We start from the raw sequence: 16,348 nt of genomic DNA on the forward strand, positions 1-16,348 counted from the left end.
ACCACGAAACCTTTTGGCATAGCCCAATTGCAACGGTAGAGCGTATATATGCAAACAAACTAGCGTTCGACGGGTGGAGCAACAGCTTGATAGGAGAGTGATGATGTGGCGAATAACAGTAATGAAGTACAAATAACCTTTAAGGCTTATAATCAAGAATTTAATAAGTCTATGACGGAAATGAATAAAGAAACAGCGTCATTACGTCAACAGATGAAGCTCCAACAAGAGCAGATGAAGCACAACGCTACTGATTCTGAAAAGCTGGAATCAAAATTAGATAGCTTGCAACAAATATATGAAGTGGCACGCAGAAAAACAGAAGCAACCGCAAGGCAGTTAGAAGAGGTACGATCGCTGTGGGGTGAAAATTCAGAAGAGGCGAAAAAGCTTGAAACGCAATTACGTAGAAATCAAATTGCCGAACAACAAGCGGCGAACGCTATAACAGCTACACAGCAAGCATTACAGCGTGCGGAGCAAGCGCAAGCAGACCAAACGCAATCTTTACGACAATTAGAAAATTTATTTACAGTCACTGGTCAATCGGTCAGTGATTTTTCTGATTTATTGGGCCGTGATCTTACCAGAGCTATTCAAAATGGGTCAGCAAGCGCAAATCAATTAGATCGTGCATTTACTCAAATTACCCAAGCTACACAAGGCACATCGGCAAATGTTAATGAGGTAAGACAAGCATTATCTCAATTAGATAACGGTGCAAGTGTCGAGAGCGTACAAAATAATTTACGTGCTTTAAATAATGTGACACGAACAACGGCAGATGAGATAAAAAGCTTACAGCAAGCCATGCGACTACAGCAAGAAGGAATGAAACATACAGCTTCGGAGTCTCAAAAGTTAGGCGCTAAATTAAGTAGCTTAGAAGCAATTTATAGCGCTATGCAGAGAGAGACACAAGAGACAGCACAACAGTTAGAAGCTGCGCGAACAGCTTACGGTGCAAATTCACAAGCTGCACAAAGGCTAGAAGAACAGTTACAACGTAACCGTATAGCACAACAGCAGATGGCTAATACAATTACAGAGACTCGTCAAGCCATCGAGACGCAAGAAAGAGCTTTTAATCAACTACGATCTTTAATGCAAGTAACAGGGCGTTCCATAGACGACTTTGCGGATGTTATTGGTTCAGATATGGTGAATGCGATTAACCAGGGGCGAGCAAGTGCACAAGACTTGGATAGAGCATTTGAACAAATTTCACGCGCTACACAAGGCACATCCACAAATATAGATGAGATTAGACGGGCATTATCCAGATTAGACGGTTCCAATATCGAAGAAATCCGTCGTGATTTAGAACGACTTGGAGAAGACGCAAACGAAGCCGAACAAGAAGTAAACGGGCTTACGGATAGTTTAAAGTCTATGGCAGGCGCGGCGGTTGCAGCTGTCGGCATTGGGACAGCAGTGTCAGAGGCGCTAGATAGTGCGAGTTTAGATACATCTATTAAAATATCCTTTGATGTACCTGAATCTTCAAAGGATACCGTGCGACAAGCTGTTAAAGATGTAGAAGCGTATGGAGTTGATGGAGAGGCTGCATTAGAGGGCGTACGCAGACAATGGGCGCTTAATAAGGATGCAACAGACAAAGCAAACCAAGAGGTCGTAAATGGTTCAGCTGTGATTACCAAGGCTTATAGTGGCATTGATTTTACTGAATTGATTCAGGAAACGAACGAGGTTGGAAAAGCGCTTGGCATTTCGAACATCGAAGCAACCAATTTAATTAATCGTTTACTTAAAATCGGTTTTCCACCTGAACAGCTAGATATTATTTCAGAATACGGTGTCCAACTAAAAAGAGCCGGCTACAATGCGCAAGAAATCGAAAATATTTTAACAAGAGCGTCTCAAGAAAAATCTTGGAATATTGATAATTTACTGGACGGTTTAAAAGAAGGACGTATTCGTGCGGTTGAAATGGGCCGTGGAGTAAGTGAATCCATGAAAGATGCCATTCGAGATGTTGTCGGCAATACGCAAAAAATGTCGGACGAACAGCTATCGACGATGCAAGCCGGATTTACAAAGCAAGAAGATGCGCTTTCAAGATCATTAAGTAATCAAGAAAAAGCGCTATCTAAAAGCCATGCCCAACAACAAACTGCATTGTCTAAAAAATTAGATCAAGAGTATAGTGCTGTATCTAAAAATTATGAGTATCAAATACGTGGTTTGGAAAAAAAACTCAGTGCCGAATATGAGGCAGTTGTTAAAAATTACGAGAAGCAACAAAGAGCCTTAGAGAAATCGTTAGAAGTCGAAGTGCGCGAGTTTGAAAAAGCATCCGAAGAAAAAATCAAAATCATCGATAACGAATATAAAGAGCGCATGAAGTTGATCGATGAAGAAAAATATAATCAGTTAAAAGCTTTAGATGCTCAAATCAATGCACTTAACGCAAAAACCGAAGCCGAAGACAAAGCGATTAAACAACAAGAAAACGCTCAAAAACGTTCGGAGTTGTCTTTGAGGGTAAATAATGCAAAAACAGGTGCGGAACGACAAGAAGCTATGCGGGCTTTACGGGACTTCGAAGAGAAATTACGTATCGATAAGGTACGAGAAGAACGTAAAGGACAAATTGATTCTTTAAAAGAACAGAAGGACAGCGTGAAAGAAGCATCTGATGCAAAAAAAGAAGCCCTTAAAACAGAGATTGATGAACGTAAAGAGCAGCTAAAAGAGCAAACAAATGTTGAAAAAGAAGCTTTAAAAGAACGTCAAAATGCCCAGAAAGAAGCTTTTCAACAACAGAAACAAGAGGAATTAAAAGCACTTAGCGAATCGAATAAAGCGCAGATTGAAGCAGCTAGAGAAGTAAATAAAGTTAAATTAGATGCGTTAAAAGAAGAACATAATAATCGCAAGCAAGCGTTAAGCGAACGACTGACGAACGAAATGGATGCTGTGCGAGAAGCACATAAAGCCGAACTAGATTCATTTAAAGCGATGAATGCCGAAAAGATGGCCATAGCTAAAGATCCACCTGACAGTGCAGCTGTACAAGCTTTATTTTCTCAACTGGAAGGTTGGGGAAAAGCTATTGCAAAAGGTGGAGAAGAGGGTTCTAAAGCTTTTTCTGACATGGCACAATGGTTGTCACAAATTGAAGATGCTACTTTACGCGAAGCGATAGGCGTTGAAATTTTCGGAACGATGTGGGAAGACCAGGGCGACTCCATTGTTAGTGTGTTAAAGGATGTAGCAAGTGGCCAAGTGACTGTAGCAGAAGGCCAAGAAAAAATTCAAGAAATGACCGATCAACTCGATGCAGATCCAATGACAGAGCTTAAACAAGCTGTATCAGATGTAAAAGAGGCACTTCATCCGTTATTAGATGTTATTGCTAAAGTAGTCGGTGGAGTCGCTAGTTTTGCAAAAGAAAATCCCGTCTTAGTCTCCACCATAGTCGGAATTATAGGCGTGATTGGCACACTTGGCGGAGCTGTCGTCGCCTTAATGCCGATTATAAACGGATTGATGATGTTATGGCCTGCATTGTCTACAGCGTTTAGCGTGGCATCTGGCGCTATTGTTGCGGCTGTCGGTACTATTTCGGCGCCTGTTTTAGCTATCGTTGCTGTAGTGGCCGCTGTAGTTATTGCCGTTATTGCATATTGGGATGAGATATGGGCAGCCACAAAGAAAATATTTGGCTGGATTGGCGACTTCCTAAAAAAAATCTGGCAATGGATTTTGAAAGTTATAAGTGAACCAGTGGGTCTAGCCGTAAAATTCGTAAAAGATAGCTGGGATAAAATTAAGAAATTTACGGATTTTAGTGAAACATGGAAGAAGACAAAAGAAATATGGAACAATATTTTAACTGCCATCAAAACACCTATCGAAAAAGCAAAAGATGCAGTTAAAAAAGCAATTGATGCCATAAAAGGCTTCTTTAAATTCGATTTTGAATGGCCCAAACTGAAAGTCCCGAAATTCAAAATTAAAGGTTCGATTAATCCGTTAGATTGGTTTGGCGAAGGATTACCCAAAATCGATATTCAGTGGCACGCAAAAGGTGGCGTCTTCAATAAGCCGACATTATTCAATACAAACTCTGGCTTACATGGTGTAGGAGAAGCTGGCCCAGAAGCAGTCTTGCCACTTAATGAGCGAGTATTAGGTGCAATTGGTAAAGCGATATTCGATGCTGCCGGTGGCGGACGAGGTGAGACGCAGGTCATTCACAATAATTATGAACGTATGCTTGAAGGTGCTACGTTTGTCATCCGTGAAGAAGCTGATGTTAAAAAAATATCACGCCAAATTTATGAACAACAACAACGTGACAGAAAGGGGAAATAGTATGTGCGATGTAACATTTAAAAATATCCATTGTTCGCGGGTGGGTCTAGAGGTGATGGATACCGAAAGGCCCCTTTTTGGTGAGTTTAGCGATTCATTTATTAAGCTCCCTAAAATGAATGGCAGTGTAGTGATAGCAGATAACAGCGACGGGGATATTGAAATCCGCATACAATTTCTCCTTACGCCGTTGCTAAATCAAACGTATTATGATGCTTGCCGTGCTTTACGTGTGTATTTTAAGTCTACAAATAAAGAACGATTGATATTTGATAACGATCCAAAATGGGCGTACATGGCCAAGTTTATTTCAAGTGAGAATATTGAGCAAATCGTGAATGAAGGGCTGTTTTGGGCAACTTTTCGTTGTTCGCCTGATATGGTGGCCGTATGAATTACGGTATAAGAGTTTTAAATAACGGCAATTTATCGGTAATTGGCACACTAACAAACGTCATAAATGTTGAGCTTTACGAAGTGATTAACGACCAATTTACAGCTGATGTGCAGCTAGCTGAAAATACATTTCCATCGTACTTACATTATCCAAATTTATTAGAGGTTGATGGGGATTACTTTATTATTGCTGGCGTAGACAAGCAGCGTGATCGAAGTAAAGAAATCAGATTGATGCTTGAACATGTTAGCTATGAATTAAACAATCCTTCGGCTGCACCATTTGTTGCAGAAGACGAAGAGGAATTTTATGAGGGGTCACCAGGAAACATCATTTCTCAATGTTGGGGAATTGGTGCTTTTTATATTGATGATCTAGCAGGTGGGTACTATTACTACCGCCCGAGCGCAAAAGGTGGGCGCAGTCGCATTAATGAATTTGCTCGCCAGAATGGTTTAGAAATTGAGTACAACAAGTTTGCTATTATAGTCCGGAATAGACGCGGAGCCAATAAAGGTCTTGTCCTCGAAGTCGGGAAAAATATTCGTTCCATCACAGAGAAAATAGAATTAAATGATTCTTTTTATACCGAATATGCTCACGAAGTTGATATTGTCGATTTTAGCAAAATGACAGGCTCGCAGCAGCAAGCTATAGCGTCAGCAGAGCTTGGAGATACGGTTACGATGATAGATACAGATTTGGACATATACGCATCTGAACGCATCGTAGGCAAGCGTTACAACCCGTTATTTAAAGAAGTGCCACAATTAGACGTAGGACAGGTTATACGTGACATCGTGAATATCATTAATAACGATGAAAAAGAAGAAGGGAAAGAAGAAGATCCGTCAGTAAATTACTTTTTGCAGAGTTGGCAAATCGGAAAGATTAATTGTATGGCACTAAGTGGTATTGAGCTTGATGAGGAGGACATCTTACCAGACGATATTTCAGCCTCTATTGATTATTATATCGAGGGTGAATTCAAAGGGATGTCTTTAGCTGTTAAGCCCCAATATAGCAAATACCATGTATATATTGGTGAATGGTATGAGGATAACAAATATGAAGAATACAAACTCGCAAGTGTAGCCGGTGTTATGAATACCTGGACATTTCCAAAACCTAAAATGGAAGCAATCAGTATCACAATAAGCGAAGTACCACTTGAAAATTTGAATCCTGAGATCCATAAATATAGAGACTATGCCGTTAAATTTAATAAAGCCTATATTGATCCGTTACGTGAATTTAAAATCGGAAAGAAAAATATGCTTGGTGAAAGTGGACTATTGATAGATACCGAAGGGGAAGATTTAGAGCTAGATGATTTTTCGACCAAATTAAATTATCATCTGATGCAAGAATACGAGGGTGTTAAATTATCATTGAGGCGTGAATTTAATCATTATACAGTGTCCATTATGACGTTTAGCGCCGATGGTATTCCATTTGTACATGATTACGAGTCGATAAAAGACCAATTACCCAACTGGAAACTACCTCGTGAGGATGCAGAATACTTATTAATAGTTGTTTCAGAAGTGCCCTTTTCACAATATGATCCAGCTGTTCATAAAAATGTGGTATACGGCGTTGCATTCGAAAAGATTCCGTTTGAGCCGTTTTATCAAATTCGAGTAGGTGACATTAATTGTTTGCAGTTAAGTAATGTGATGTTACCACCTTCACCAGCTTTAAATGAGATACAAGCAGAAATATTTTATCAAGACTTACAACAATTTGAAGGCTTGCGAATAACGTTACAGCGTGAATATCGTAATTATTACGTACGTGTGACCACTTACAGTCGTAAAGGTGTAGCAACGGTCAGGCAATATGAAGATATTATGGATTGGAATTTCCCTCGTCTAACTATCATGTATATGGTGATTGAAGCATTTGAAAAGCCACCCAGTGTATTTAATCCGACGAAGCATAAACAAGCATGTTATGGCTTTAAATTTACAGAGCAGAGTGATGAACCAATCGAAAATAACGATGGTTATTATATCGAGTCTGAAACAGTTAAAGCGACAAGTACAGGCGCACAATTTGATTTTACAGTGCCCTATAACCAAGTCGTTAGTGTCACATTAGGCATTGGAAAAATCGAACAGGATGAACCTGTAACGGCGTATTGGTCATATATACAAGACGCTGAGGAAATGTATACAGGCATCTCAGTGGATGTCAAAGGGCTATCCAGTGGGGAGGTTGATGTTAGCATACAAGCAGTATGCCAAGAAGGTCTTCTAGAGGAAGAAGGTGAACCTATTGGCTAATGGATTATTTGGGGGTGGAGATGGTACAGAGCTATCTCCTTTTATTGTGGAAGATGCTCAAGATTTAGATGCTGTTAGAAACAACTCATCAGCAAGCTATAAACAAACTAAAAGTATTGATTTGTCTGTATATCCCAATTGGATTCCTCTAGGTGATATAAATAATAACAATAAGTTTAGTGGATCTTATGATGGCTCTGATTTAACGATTGATAATTTAACTATTTCATCTACATCAGGCTCGCTCGGATTATTTAATAATTGTCATAGCGGAAAAATTAAAAATGTAAATATAAAAAATGCTAATATCAGCGCTGCTAATTTTCAAGAAGTGGGGGTATTGGCAGGCACGTTAACAAACACACAAATTACAGAATGCACAGTGAGTGGGAAGGTACAAGTATTAGGTTTTTTTAATACAGTTGGTGGTTTGGCAGGGGTTATAACTGGTACGTCAGTCATTAAACAATCCGCTGTAATAAATTCAGAAATCAAAGGTAAATATGTAGGTGGATTTGTAGGTAACTTTACAGGTAAGTTAATTGAAAATTGCTATGTTACAGGTAAGGTAACTGGTTATAGTGATAATGGCTCCAGCCAAGTCAGCGGATTTGCAGAAAATATGCGTTATGGTGATATCGTTAACTGCTATGTGTCCGCAGAATTAACTTTTGAACACGCTAATGAATATGCTGCGCTACAATCACCATTCGCAAACAATCAGGGAGGCACTATAACATCTTGTTACAGTGACATTGAGAACAAAGGCGTCGAATATTGGAAGCCTCTGTTTAGTTATTCTGAAAATACAATCGCAAAAGGCACTGACGATGAGCTTTATAGATGTATAAGAATGCAAGATGCTAAAGATTATAATGCAGGATATCCATTCCCACCTAATTATCCAGCACAACCTATAAGCGGTCAGAATTGGGCTACATATTGGCAACTAGCTGATATCCATGAAGCAAGAAATACAGCGCAAATGCAAACAAAATCAAATTATGTAGATTGGGATTTTGATAACATTTGGACTATTGAAGAAGGTAAATCTTATCCGATTTTCAAATTAAAACGAGCTATTAAAAAATGCACACGGGTACCACTAACAAATTACAGGCGGTGAATAAATGACTATTTTTAATCAAGAAAAACTACAACGTGATGCACTAGGAAGTCCGATACCTGGTCAGTACTGGGATGAATCACTGCAAACCTTTGTAGTACCCAATGGCCAGGGAAAAGACTTTACAAAATTAAAGCTTATACGAGACGCTTTGGGTTATCCTATTCCGCAATATTATAATGCTGCGTTTGGAACATTTGTACCTACAACAGGAAAAAATATGACGACAGAACAAAAAGGAGCAATGGTGTTAGACGGATCATATGTGGTTGATTGGGTAAAGCGCTACGGCTATGAAATACGTGCAGACAACACTCATATATTACATGCTAAACAAGGTATTACCACTATCAGCAACGGTACCGCAACAGCTATTAGAAATAACAACATTAGACCATTTAGTTTAACCAAAAGAAAGACGATGACCATGTTTGTGTATGTAGAAAACCGTGATAACTTGACAGGGCTTGCCATCTATCTAGCAAACGACATTGATTACACCTCGTATCGAAGTTATGAATTTGGCGCTAATACACTGGTGGAGGGATGGAATGAGCTTCGCATCGATTTAAACAGTCCTACTGAAAGCGAAGGCCCCTTTGATTCGAGTATTAAATCTGTTCAGCTATTGGTAGCTTCTGTAGAATACTCTATCGTTAAAGTAACATTTGATTCGATTTTTGTAGGGGAAGCAACTAAGAAGCCGTCTGTGATATTCACATTTGATGACGCATGGACGAGTCAATATGAAATAGCATTTCCGATGATGCTTGAGCGAGGTTTTAAAGGAAATATAGGTGTTATATCCAACTGGATTGGCGTAGAGGATGAAATCATGTCAGAAAGCCAAATTGAAGAAATGCATCGGCATGGCTGGGATATGTTCAATCACACAGCGAATCATCCAAACCTTGCAAATGTTTCTGTTACGACTGCCATTAATGAAGTATTGACATGCAAGAATTGGTTAAACGTGCGAGGTTATCACAGAGCTTCCAATATCTTAGCTTACCCATACGGGGGGCATAATAAGGAAGTCACAAGTGCCTTACAGCCACATTTACAGTATGCAAGAACACTCGTCGAAGGATTAGAACCTACCTTCCCATTAGAGGCACTGATAGGCAAAACAAAAAATGTGCTCACACTCCCAGCTGCAATACTAATGAGCTATGTGGATCAAGCGATTACTACACAAAGCACGTTAGTTTTTTGTTTGCATAAAATCGGCACCGAACAAGATGAATGGGGAACTACCTATAATCAAAATGATTTCTCAACGCTATTGGACTATATTTATGAGAAAAAAGATTTGATTGATGTCAAAACTATTTCAGAATGGGTATCTGAAAATAAAAGCTAAATGAAACGCAAGCATTGGCTTAGCGTTATTTTTATTGTCTAAAATCCCAAGCGTTTGGGAATTTGCCTTCCACAGATAATTGCGGAGGGCTTTTATATTGGTGAGAGTAGGTGTTATATGAGTATTGAAATGTCATTGCTTTTTGGTGCAATCGGTACTGTATTAGGCGTGCTTGGTGCAATTATCGCAATGAAAAAAGATAGCAAAGATCAAGGTGCATCGGAAGCGAGTATTTCTTCTAAGGTTGATTATATAGCGCGTGGTGTAGATGATATAAAACTTGATTTTAAAGACCAGGCGCGAAAAATTGAATCACAAAATGAACGTTTGATTCGCGTAGAAGAATCCACAAAATCAGCACATAAACGATTAAACAAACTGGAGGGAATTACAGATGAAAATTAACTGGAAAGTACGTTTACAACATAAGCAATTTTGGGTGTCATTAATAGCATTACTTATCGTGCTCGCTAATCAAATAGCGGGCATTTTTCATGTTGATATAACAATTTACAATGACCAAGTTACAGCAATTTCTGAGACGGTTCTAAGCATTTTAGGTTTACTTGGTATTATCATCGACCCAACAACGCAAGGGGCATCTGATAGCGCACAGGCAATGGATTATGACAAACCAAAGGATGATGTGAAATGACAAGCGTAACGACTACATGCCGAGACTTATCTGAGCTATTACATGCCGCACAAACAGCATGTCGATTGCTGTTTCAGGAGTGTTACAAGGCAGGAATTAAGAACATCTTCATCACTGAAACATATCGCTCTCAGGAACGGCAAAAGTATCTCTATGCACAGGGGCGCACTAGACCAGGGCAGATTGTTACATGGACACTAAACAGTAACCACAAATCACGTTTAGCATGGGACATTGCCGTTGGTCCTCCACAATCTTTATATGATGTGACTACGCTAAATCGAGTAGGAGCTATTGCCAAGAAGTTAGGTATTGAATGGGGAGGTACATGGACGAATGCTATTGATCGTCCACACTTTGAAGTGAAGACGAATTGGTTAATGCCAAAGGGCTATAAGTTAGAAGGTACTGTAATCGTTCCAAGTAACAGCAAATATAAAGTTCAATTAATTGTGGAAGACAAAAAGGAGGAAATTAAAGTGACAAATTGGAATCCAGGTTCGCCAGCTATGAAAACTGAAACAGAAAACTTTATTGCACAGGCTGTTAAGGATGGAATTATTCAGGAATCGCATTTGAAGGATTTACAGAATGGTGTGATGACTACGGATCGTTTAATGGGGTTGTATATTACAATTCAGCAACGAAGAAATAATAAAAAATAGTCAAAATCAGCACAGTACTTGTTGAGCTTTATCATAAAAATACTAAAGACCAAGATAGCTTAATTGCCGTCTTGGTCATTTTTAAATAATACTATCAATCACATCTAATCAGACGGCTCAATGTGTGACTAATATTTAATACCAGCTGTAATCCCAGTCTTCAAATACTTTAACTTCAGCCTTTTTGTAAGTGTTCGTAGCTATTCCATTTGCGTACATTCTTTGTGTTACTTCATATATTACATATTTGGGCTGAAATTGAATTGTTTTTTTCTCGCCCTTTGCAAGATTAATTGTATAGGTTGTCCCGTAAGTTTTTGCTTTACCAATTGTTACACCTAGTGATGTTCCAATTTTAGCCTCTCCTATTGGGAACTCTCCTGATATTGTGTTTGTAAATTCACGATTAAGAGTAGTTGAATGATTGATACTTAATGTTCCTGGTCCTGTACCTGTAGGTCCATTTCTGAAATCTCCCCAGCCTCTACCTACAACTTCCTTTTTAGTAATTTTATAAGTAAGGTTTGTTGGACCAAATCTAGGCGTTATTTCATCAACAGACTCTTCTTCGTACATTGTACTATCCTCAGATAAATCTGCTGCAGGTGTATTACCAACTTCATAATCTACATCTTGAATTACCTCGGTTGCTTCTGCTAAACTAGGAACATAAACCAATAATGTAAGTATAATTCCAAAAAGCAGTAAAGAAATTTTTCTCATTTCTACTAATTCCTCCTAATATTTTCTAATGCTTACAAATATTAGTATATCATAATAATTTAAAAGTAAAAGGGTGTTTTTATGAATAAAATGAATTTAAAAGAGTTTTTTATGTTAATTTGCAGTGTTTTATCTTTTTTCATGTTTTGTTTTTTAGTTTTATTAAATAGAATTGCTTTTATATTGGAGAATCCAAATTTTGTATTTGAACAAGAAGAACCTATTCAAAAATGGTTTGAGATGAATAATGCATTAATTAATTTCGTGACATTTGCTCCATTAGGACTCTCTATTATTTTTTTAGTTATTTTTATATTGTTAAAACTAAATAGTAATAGTCAAAATGTTAGTTAACACAAACAAAGCCCAGGTACTCAAATTAATTTTGAGCCTGGGCTTTTTTATTTCCATTAATTTTCACTTGCTAAAACAAGAACGTTCGTTCTATTATAATTACAAACAAACGTTCTAGTTGAGGGAGTGTAGAGGATGAAAGAGCAACTTATTAAAGCAATGCAACGTAATCAATTTGTAAATATGATGTATGTATCAAAGTCAGGTATTGTAACGAAAAGACGTATCAAAATCATTAAGATTGTTGGTGATTCGTTTCAAGCGTTCTGTTTTACAAGAAATGCAAAGCGTACATTTATTATCAATAATGTTTTAGCGGTTGTTCCAGTCCTTCATAAAGAGCGTTCGGTGGTATGATTAGCTTTGAGCAAAGGCGACTACTTCATAAATTTGTGGTTTATGATATGGCTGTTCAATCATTACAGCGTGACTACAAGGTGATTGAAACCTTAAAAATGAGCAAAGTCTATTTGCCGATACTTGATAAGCTTTTAGACGACATATCGCAAGAATGTTACAACGCTAAAAGATTGTTGGCCAAAGATAAAATTAGAGTCGTGAAGTGGGAAAAGATTGATGAATACTTTAGTGATTTAAGGGTTGCTACAGCAGGCGAGGATTTAGTGTTGACATATGCTAATCATGCCTTGAAAACGCAGGTGGAAAAATTATTATTAAGTCACCAAAATAAATAACCAGGCGCTCATTTATATAGTGAGTACCTGGTCTTTTTTGGTTATTCATCATACGGTCTATATTTTGTATGAAGCTCCTTAGCTGCTTCTTTCCTACTTTTTATATCTTCTCTCAAATATAATTTATCTCGACTTAATTCTTTTACAGGAACTAACTTACCACGCTTTACAAGTGAGTTTAATGCTTGCCGAGTTATTTGTAGTTCCTCCAAAACTTCTGAGGTTGTTAATATTTCAGATTGTACCAACTTAATAAATTCATCTTTATTATCTACTTTGTATGCCGTCAATTGGCTAACCTCTTTTCTTCTTAAAATACAGGACAATATTAAATATAACTAATAAAAGACAGATTGAGTAAGTGACAATCATGAAGTAATCAAAAAACTTTGGTTCTTGCCAGTTAACCATATCTGTTAATACATAAAGGGCAAATGCTAATGCTGCAACATATCCAATATTTTTCATAATGAAATGGATGTGATAAGATTATAGAAAGGAGGGGTTAACCTCCTTCATATGGTTACTTGCGACGTTTTCCTTTGCGAGAGGGGCGTCGCTTTTCTTTTTTCTTACTTTTCATATCGCTTATGTTTTTCGCTGAACTTGTAAGTAAGTTTGCGATTGTTGCGATAGCTACTAGGTAAGCTAGAATCTTATCGTAATCCACTTTGTTCACCTCCTTTCTTATACTCTTATTATATAATATCTATTTACATAAGTCAACAGATATTATTGATTTATTTTCTTGTTATGTAAAAAAATTAATGAAAAAAGCCACTCGTTGAGTGACTTAATTTCTATAAACAGGATGTAATGAGTACGAACTTACAACTAACTTTAATTGCTCGTTATAAAAATTATCAAAATTTATTTTATCAATTTCGGATTTATCAATACTTACCGTTAATCCATTATCAACAGATTTATTGCCGTATTTGTCAACGAACATAGCTTGTGCATTAATTGTAACAATATTTAGATTGTCAATTACTTTAAGACTTTCCAATACATCTATTATATCTGACTCTAAAGATGTATAGCTGGTTGATTCATCTGCAATAAAGTTAATTGTTGCATTGTTGTTGTTTGTAATCACACTTACGGCTCTTGAGTCGCTCATGTTGTTCTTTTCTCCTAAAGCCCCTAAAATGGCATACTCTATGCGTTCCTCAATTGGAAGTGAAGTATCTAAGGCTTTTTTAGACGCACCTTTTTTATCGCCTCTGTTACTTGAGTCTATTGATCCAGCAATTATTAATACGATGACTATTAAAACTATTACGCCAAAACAACCAATTGAACAACCTTTCTTCGTTCTAGCATTCATATGTATCACCCTTATCCTTCCTTATGATTTCCATTTTAAGTTTATAATTGGAAAAAGTACATAATAAAAAACAGACAACTAAAAGTTAGTTATCTGTTTTTTTAAGCTCAAATATTTCATTCATGTCCGAGATTTCAAGGTATTCAATTATTTTTGCTACATGTTCTCTGTATATTATTTGACGTTGATTATTTGCTATTTCGCTAATTATATTTTGTCGTAAACCGGTTTTCTCAGCTAATTCTTTCTGAGTAATACCTCGTTCTGACAAAATCTTCTTCAAGTTCAATTGTATTTCCAACATTTTCACCTCAACTAAAAATAATTAAATACCGACATTTAGGAATCAATACAGAAATTTGTGCATACCGATATATAAACAAAAATTAATTCTTCTTAATGTAGTTCTCGATACAGTACTCGTTTTCCTTCTAGTCTAATTCTTAAATAGGTAAGTTGTCCTTACAAGAGAACACTCATCTTACCTCAGAATATTTTATTCCCGATTGCCGCAACTCTTACTATGTAAGATAACCGTGAAGCTTATTATCTTAAAAAGGGGATGCTGAATGCTTTTTGAAATAGTCACAAGTTCAATTTTTGGTGGGATTGCATTTCATGCCTTTAGAAAAAAACAGAATTTGGTCTCGAATGAAAGTGGGAAAATACAACGCATTATGTCATTGAGTGGACTAAATGTGAAAGACGGAAAAGATACATTGACAACTCAGTTAATCAAAAAGAGAAAACATGAATGGGGATGGGAGTATAAGTATCGGATTCCACTTGGACGAAGCTTTGATGATTATATAGCAAAAATTAGAATCTTAGAAGATGGTTTAAACAATCGAAGGAAGCGGATTAGTCTTAATGATTTATTAGAGATAAATTGGCAAGACGATTTTTTTTACAATATAAAGAAGTTACGGCAGACCAAATTGACCGAACAAAAAGAAATAGAGCTTGATTACGATGGATTATTAATTGTAAGAGTTTATGATAAACCGATGGCTAAAAAGGTGCAGTTTGTAGCAGGGGAGGGCTGGAAAGTGCCTGTAGGCGTTTCAAGAGCCATGAATGAATTTAGATACCATGACTTTGAATTGATACCTCACTTGGTTCTTGGTGGCGCTACAAGGTACGGGAAGAGCAACTTCATTAATTCAACTGTATGTAGTTTGTTACAAAGCAATCCTGATAACGTTAAATTATTTCTGATTGATTTAAAAGGTGGCGTGGAACTGTGTGACTTTGAAAACATTAAGCAAACTGTATCAATTGCATATGAGTCCGATGAGGCTTTAAAGACTTTGCAATTAGCTTATAATCGTATGCGAGAAATTCAGTCGGAATTAAGGCGGAAGGGCAAAAAGAATGTGCAAGAGGGTAGAATGAAAAATCGTTATTTCATCATTGTGGATGAAGTAGGAGAGTTAAACCCATTAGAAGCGGTTACTAAAGAGGAAAAACTAATAAAGCAGCAGTGCCAAACAATTATGTCGCAAATTGCGCGTCTAGGAGCTGGACTTGGTTTCCGGCAAATTCTTGCAACACAATATCCGACAGGTGATGTAATTCCAAGACAATGTAAACAAAATTCAGATGCAAAATTATCCTTTAGAGTACAATCAGCAACAGCTTCCAGAGTAGTTTTGGACGAAACAGGAGCAGAATCACTTCCACAAATAAAAGGGAGAGCCATTTACCAAACAGCAGATAAACGTGAGATTCTACAAACGCCACTTATTACCTCAGATGTTATTCAATCCACTATCCTTCCGCACGTATTAAAAGAGGAGGAAATCAATGAAAAAGAAACCTTTGTCAAACAGGGAAGAACAGATATTGTTACTTTTACAGAAGTTTGATTTCCTTACTCGCGATCAATTAAATAAGTACCTTAGATTAGGAACTATTCGCAATACAAACAGAGTGCTTAACAATTTATCAGAATTCCTTCAATGCGTTAGAAATGGGTATCAAAGTATTTATTATTTAAACCGTGAAGGAAGATTATATGTTGGTTGCGAAAAAATACGCAAAAAGGGAAGTCACGTTGAACATACGGTGATGCGTAATGACATGTGGCTGTATCAGGGATGCCCGTCAGAGTGGAAAAATGAATTGAAAATAGAAAATAAAAATACATTTGTTATTGCTGATGCAATGTTTAATAAGGATGGATTTGCTTATTTATTAGAGGTGGATCACTTGCAAACCATGCAAGAAAATCGTTCGAAGGTATCTAGGTACAAGGAGTTGATGCCGAACATTGCGTTGCAGTTAGGGCATTACCCTGTGTTATTGTGGATGACCACAACAGAGTTAAGAAGAAAACAGTTAACAGAAGCGTGTAATGGATTACCGAATTTTAAAGTTTACACGATTGATGATATTAAATAAGAGGAGGA

At 37.2% G+C, this 16,348-nt stretch carries 18 protein-coding genes; 13 read left to right on the forward strand and 5 right to left on the reverse strand.

Annotated features, from left to right (window positions below; genetic code table 11):
• Positions 1-105 precede the first annotated feature (105 nt).
• The 8 genes from ACQKII_RS09580 (at position 106) to ACQKII_RS09615 (ending at position 10,835) form a co-directional block, all read left to right on the forward strand.
• On the forward strand, positions 106-4,341 hold the full coding sequence (locus ACQKII_RS09580; RefSeq protein WP_427458629.1) for a tape measure protein: 4,236 nt from the start codon (positions 106-108) through the stop codon (positions 4,339-4,341).
• A gap of 1 nt (position 4,342) precedes the next feature.
• Positions 4,343-4,735 carry a distal tail protein Dit gene (locus tag ACQKII_RS09585; RefSeq protein ID WP_427458631.1) on the forward strand — a complete coding sequence of 131 codons (393 nt, stop codon included), beginning with the start codon at positions 4,343-4,345 and terminating at the stop codon, positions 4,733-4,735.
• On the forward strand, positions 4,732-7,026 hold the full coding sequence (locus tag ACQKII_RS09590; protein WP_427458633.1) for a hypothetical protein: 2,295 nt from the start codon (positions 4,732-4,734) through the stop codon (positions 7,024-7,026). Before ACQKII_RS09585 ends, ACQKII_RS09590 begins: the two co-directional genes overlap by 4 nt.
• A complete protein-coding gene (locus ACQKII_RS09595) occupies positions 7,019-8,152 on the forward strand; it encodes a GLUG motif-containing protein (protein WP_427458635.1) in 1,134 nt (377 codons plus the stop codon). The genes ACQKII_RS09590 and ACQKII_RS09595 overlap by 8 nt, the downstream gene beginning before the upstream one ends.
• 4 nt (positions 8,153-8,156) lie before the next feature.
• Positions 8,157-9,515 (forward strand): polysaccharide deacetylase family protein, encoded by a 1,359-nt coding sequence (locus ACQKII_RS09600; protein ID WP_427458637.1) that lies wholly within the window; start codon positions 8,157-8,159, stop codon positions 9,513-9,515.
• Positions 9,516-9,632: 117 nt separating this feature from the next.
• A complete protein-coding gene (locus ACQKII_RS09605) occupies positions 9,633-9,920 on the forward strand; it encodes a hypothetical protein (RefSeq protein ID WP_427458638.1) in 288 nt (95 codons plus the stop codon).
• Positions 9,910-10,170: a phage holin gene (locus ACQKII_RS09610; protein WP_427458640.1), complete on the forward strand. Its 261-nt coding sequence runs from the start codon at positions 9,910-9,912 to the stop codon at positions 10,168-10,170. The genes ACQKII_RS09605 and ACQKII_RS09610 overlap by 11 nt, the downstream gene beginning before the upstream one ends.
• The gene (locus ACQKII_RS09615; RefSeq protein ID WP_427458642.1) at positions 10,167-10,835 is read left to right on the forward strand and encodes a M15 family metallopeptidase; all 669 of its coding nucleotides are present in this window, start codon (positions 10,167-10,169) and stop codon (positions 10,833-10,835) included. Before ACQKII_RS09610 ends, ACQKII_RS09615 begins: the two co-directional genes overlap by 4 nt.
• A 135-nt stretch (positions 10,836-10,970) precedes the next feature.
• Here the strand turns inward: ACQKII_RS09615 and ACQKII_RS09620 are convergent, their stop codons facing one another.
• On the reverse strand, positions 10,971-11,558 hold the full coding sequence (locus ACQKII_RS09620) for a hypothetical protein (RefSeq protein ID WP_427458644.1): 588 nt from the start codon (positions 11,556-11,558) through the stop codon (positions 10,971-10,973).
• 81 nt (positions 11,559-11,639) lie between these two features.
• Between ACQKII_RS09620 and ACQKII_RS09625 the strand changes: the two genes are divergently transcribed.
• From ACQKII_RS09625 to ACQKII_RS09635, 3 genes are all read left to right on the forward strand, one after another.
• Entirely contained in the window at positions 11,640-11,912 is a 273-nt protein-coding gene (locus ACQKII_RS09625; protein WP_427458645.1) for a hypothetical protein, read from the forward strand.
• 135 nt (positions 11,913-12,047) lie between these two features.
• Positions 12,048-12,269 (forward strand): transcriptional regulator, encoded by a 222-nt coding sequence (locus ACQKII_RS09630; RefSeq protein WP_427458647.1) that lies wholly within the window; start codon positions 12,048-12,050, stop codon positions 12,267-12,269.
• Positions 12,266-12,607: an aconitate hydratase gene (locus ACQKII_RS09635; protein ID WP_427458649.1), complete on the forward strand. Its 342-nt coding sequence runs from the start codon at positions 12,266-12,268 to the stop codon at positions 12,605-12,607. Before ACQKII_RS09630 ends, ACQKII_RS09635 begins: the two co-directional genes overlap by 4 nt.
• 41 nt (positions 12,608-12,648) lie before the next feature.
• Here ACQKII_RS09635 and ACQKII_RS09640 read toward each other — a convergent pair whose 3' ends face one another.
• The 4 genes from ACQKII_RS09640 to ACQKII_RS09655 form a co-directional block, all read right to left on the reverse strand.
• Positions 12,649-12,897, reverse strand: a complete 249-nt coding sequence (locus tag ACQKII_RS09640; RefSeq protein WP_427458650.1) for a DNA-binding protein — start codon at positions 12,895-12,897, stop codon at positions 12,649-12,651.
• Between the two features lie 233 nt (positions 12,898-13,130).
• The gene (locus ACQKII_RS09645) at positions 13,131-13,277 is read right to left on the reverse strand and encodes a hypothetical protein (RefSeq protein ID WP_369436200.1); all 147 of its coding nucleotides are present in this window, start codon (positions 13,275-13,277) and stop codon (positions 13,131-13,133) included.
• Between the two features lie 123 nt (positions 13,278-13,400).
• Complete coding sequence (locus ACQKII_RS09650; protein ID WP_427458652.1) at positions 13,401-13,937, reverse strand: hypothetical protein; 537 nt, start codon at positions 13,935-13,937, stop codon at positions 13,401-13,403.
• A gap of 85 nt (positions 13,938-14,022) precedes the next feature.
• The gene (locus ACQKII_RS09655; RefSeq protein WP_427458654.1) at positions 14,023-14,241 is read right to left on the reverse strand and encodes a helix-turn-helix domain-containing protein; all 219 of its coding nucleotides are present in this window, start codon (positions 14,239-14,241) and stop codon (positions 14,023-14,025) included.
• Positions 14,242-14,506: 265 nt separating this feature from the next.
• On the opposite strand from ACQKII_RS09655, the gene ACQKII_RS09660 reads away from it, so the two are divergent.
• Complete coding sequence (locus ACQKII_RS09660; protein WP_427458656.1) at positions 14,507-15,805, forward strand: FtsK/SpoIIIE domain-containing protein; 1,299 nt, start codon at positions 14,507-14,509, stop codon at positions 15,803-15,805.
• The gene (locus ACQKII_RS09665) at positions 15,744-16,340 is read left to right on the forward strand and encodes a replication-relaxation family protein (RefSeq protein WP_427458658.1); all 597 of its coding nucleotides are present in this window, start codon (positions 15,744-15,746) and stop codon (positions 16,338-16,340) included. The genes ACQKII_RS09660 and ACQKII_RS09665 overlap by 62 nt, the downstream gene beginning before the upstream one ends.
• The last annotated feature ends 8 nt before the right edge of the window (positions 16,341-16,348 follow it).

The organism is Lysinibacillus sp. NPDC048646 (assembly GCF_050272295.1).
Classification (GTDB): Bacteria; Bacillota; Bacilli; order Bacillales_A; family Planococcaceae; genus Lysinibacillus.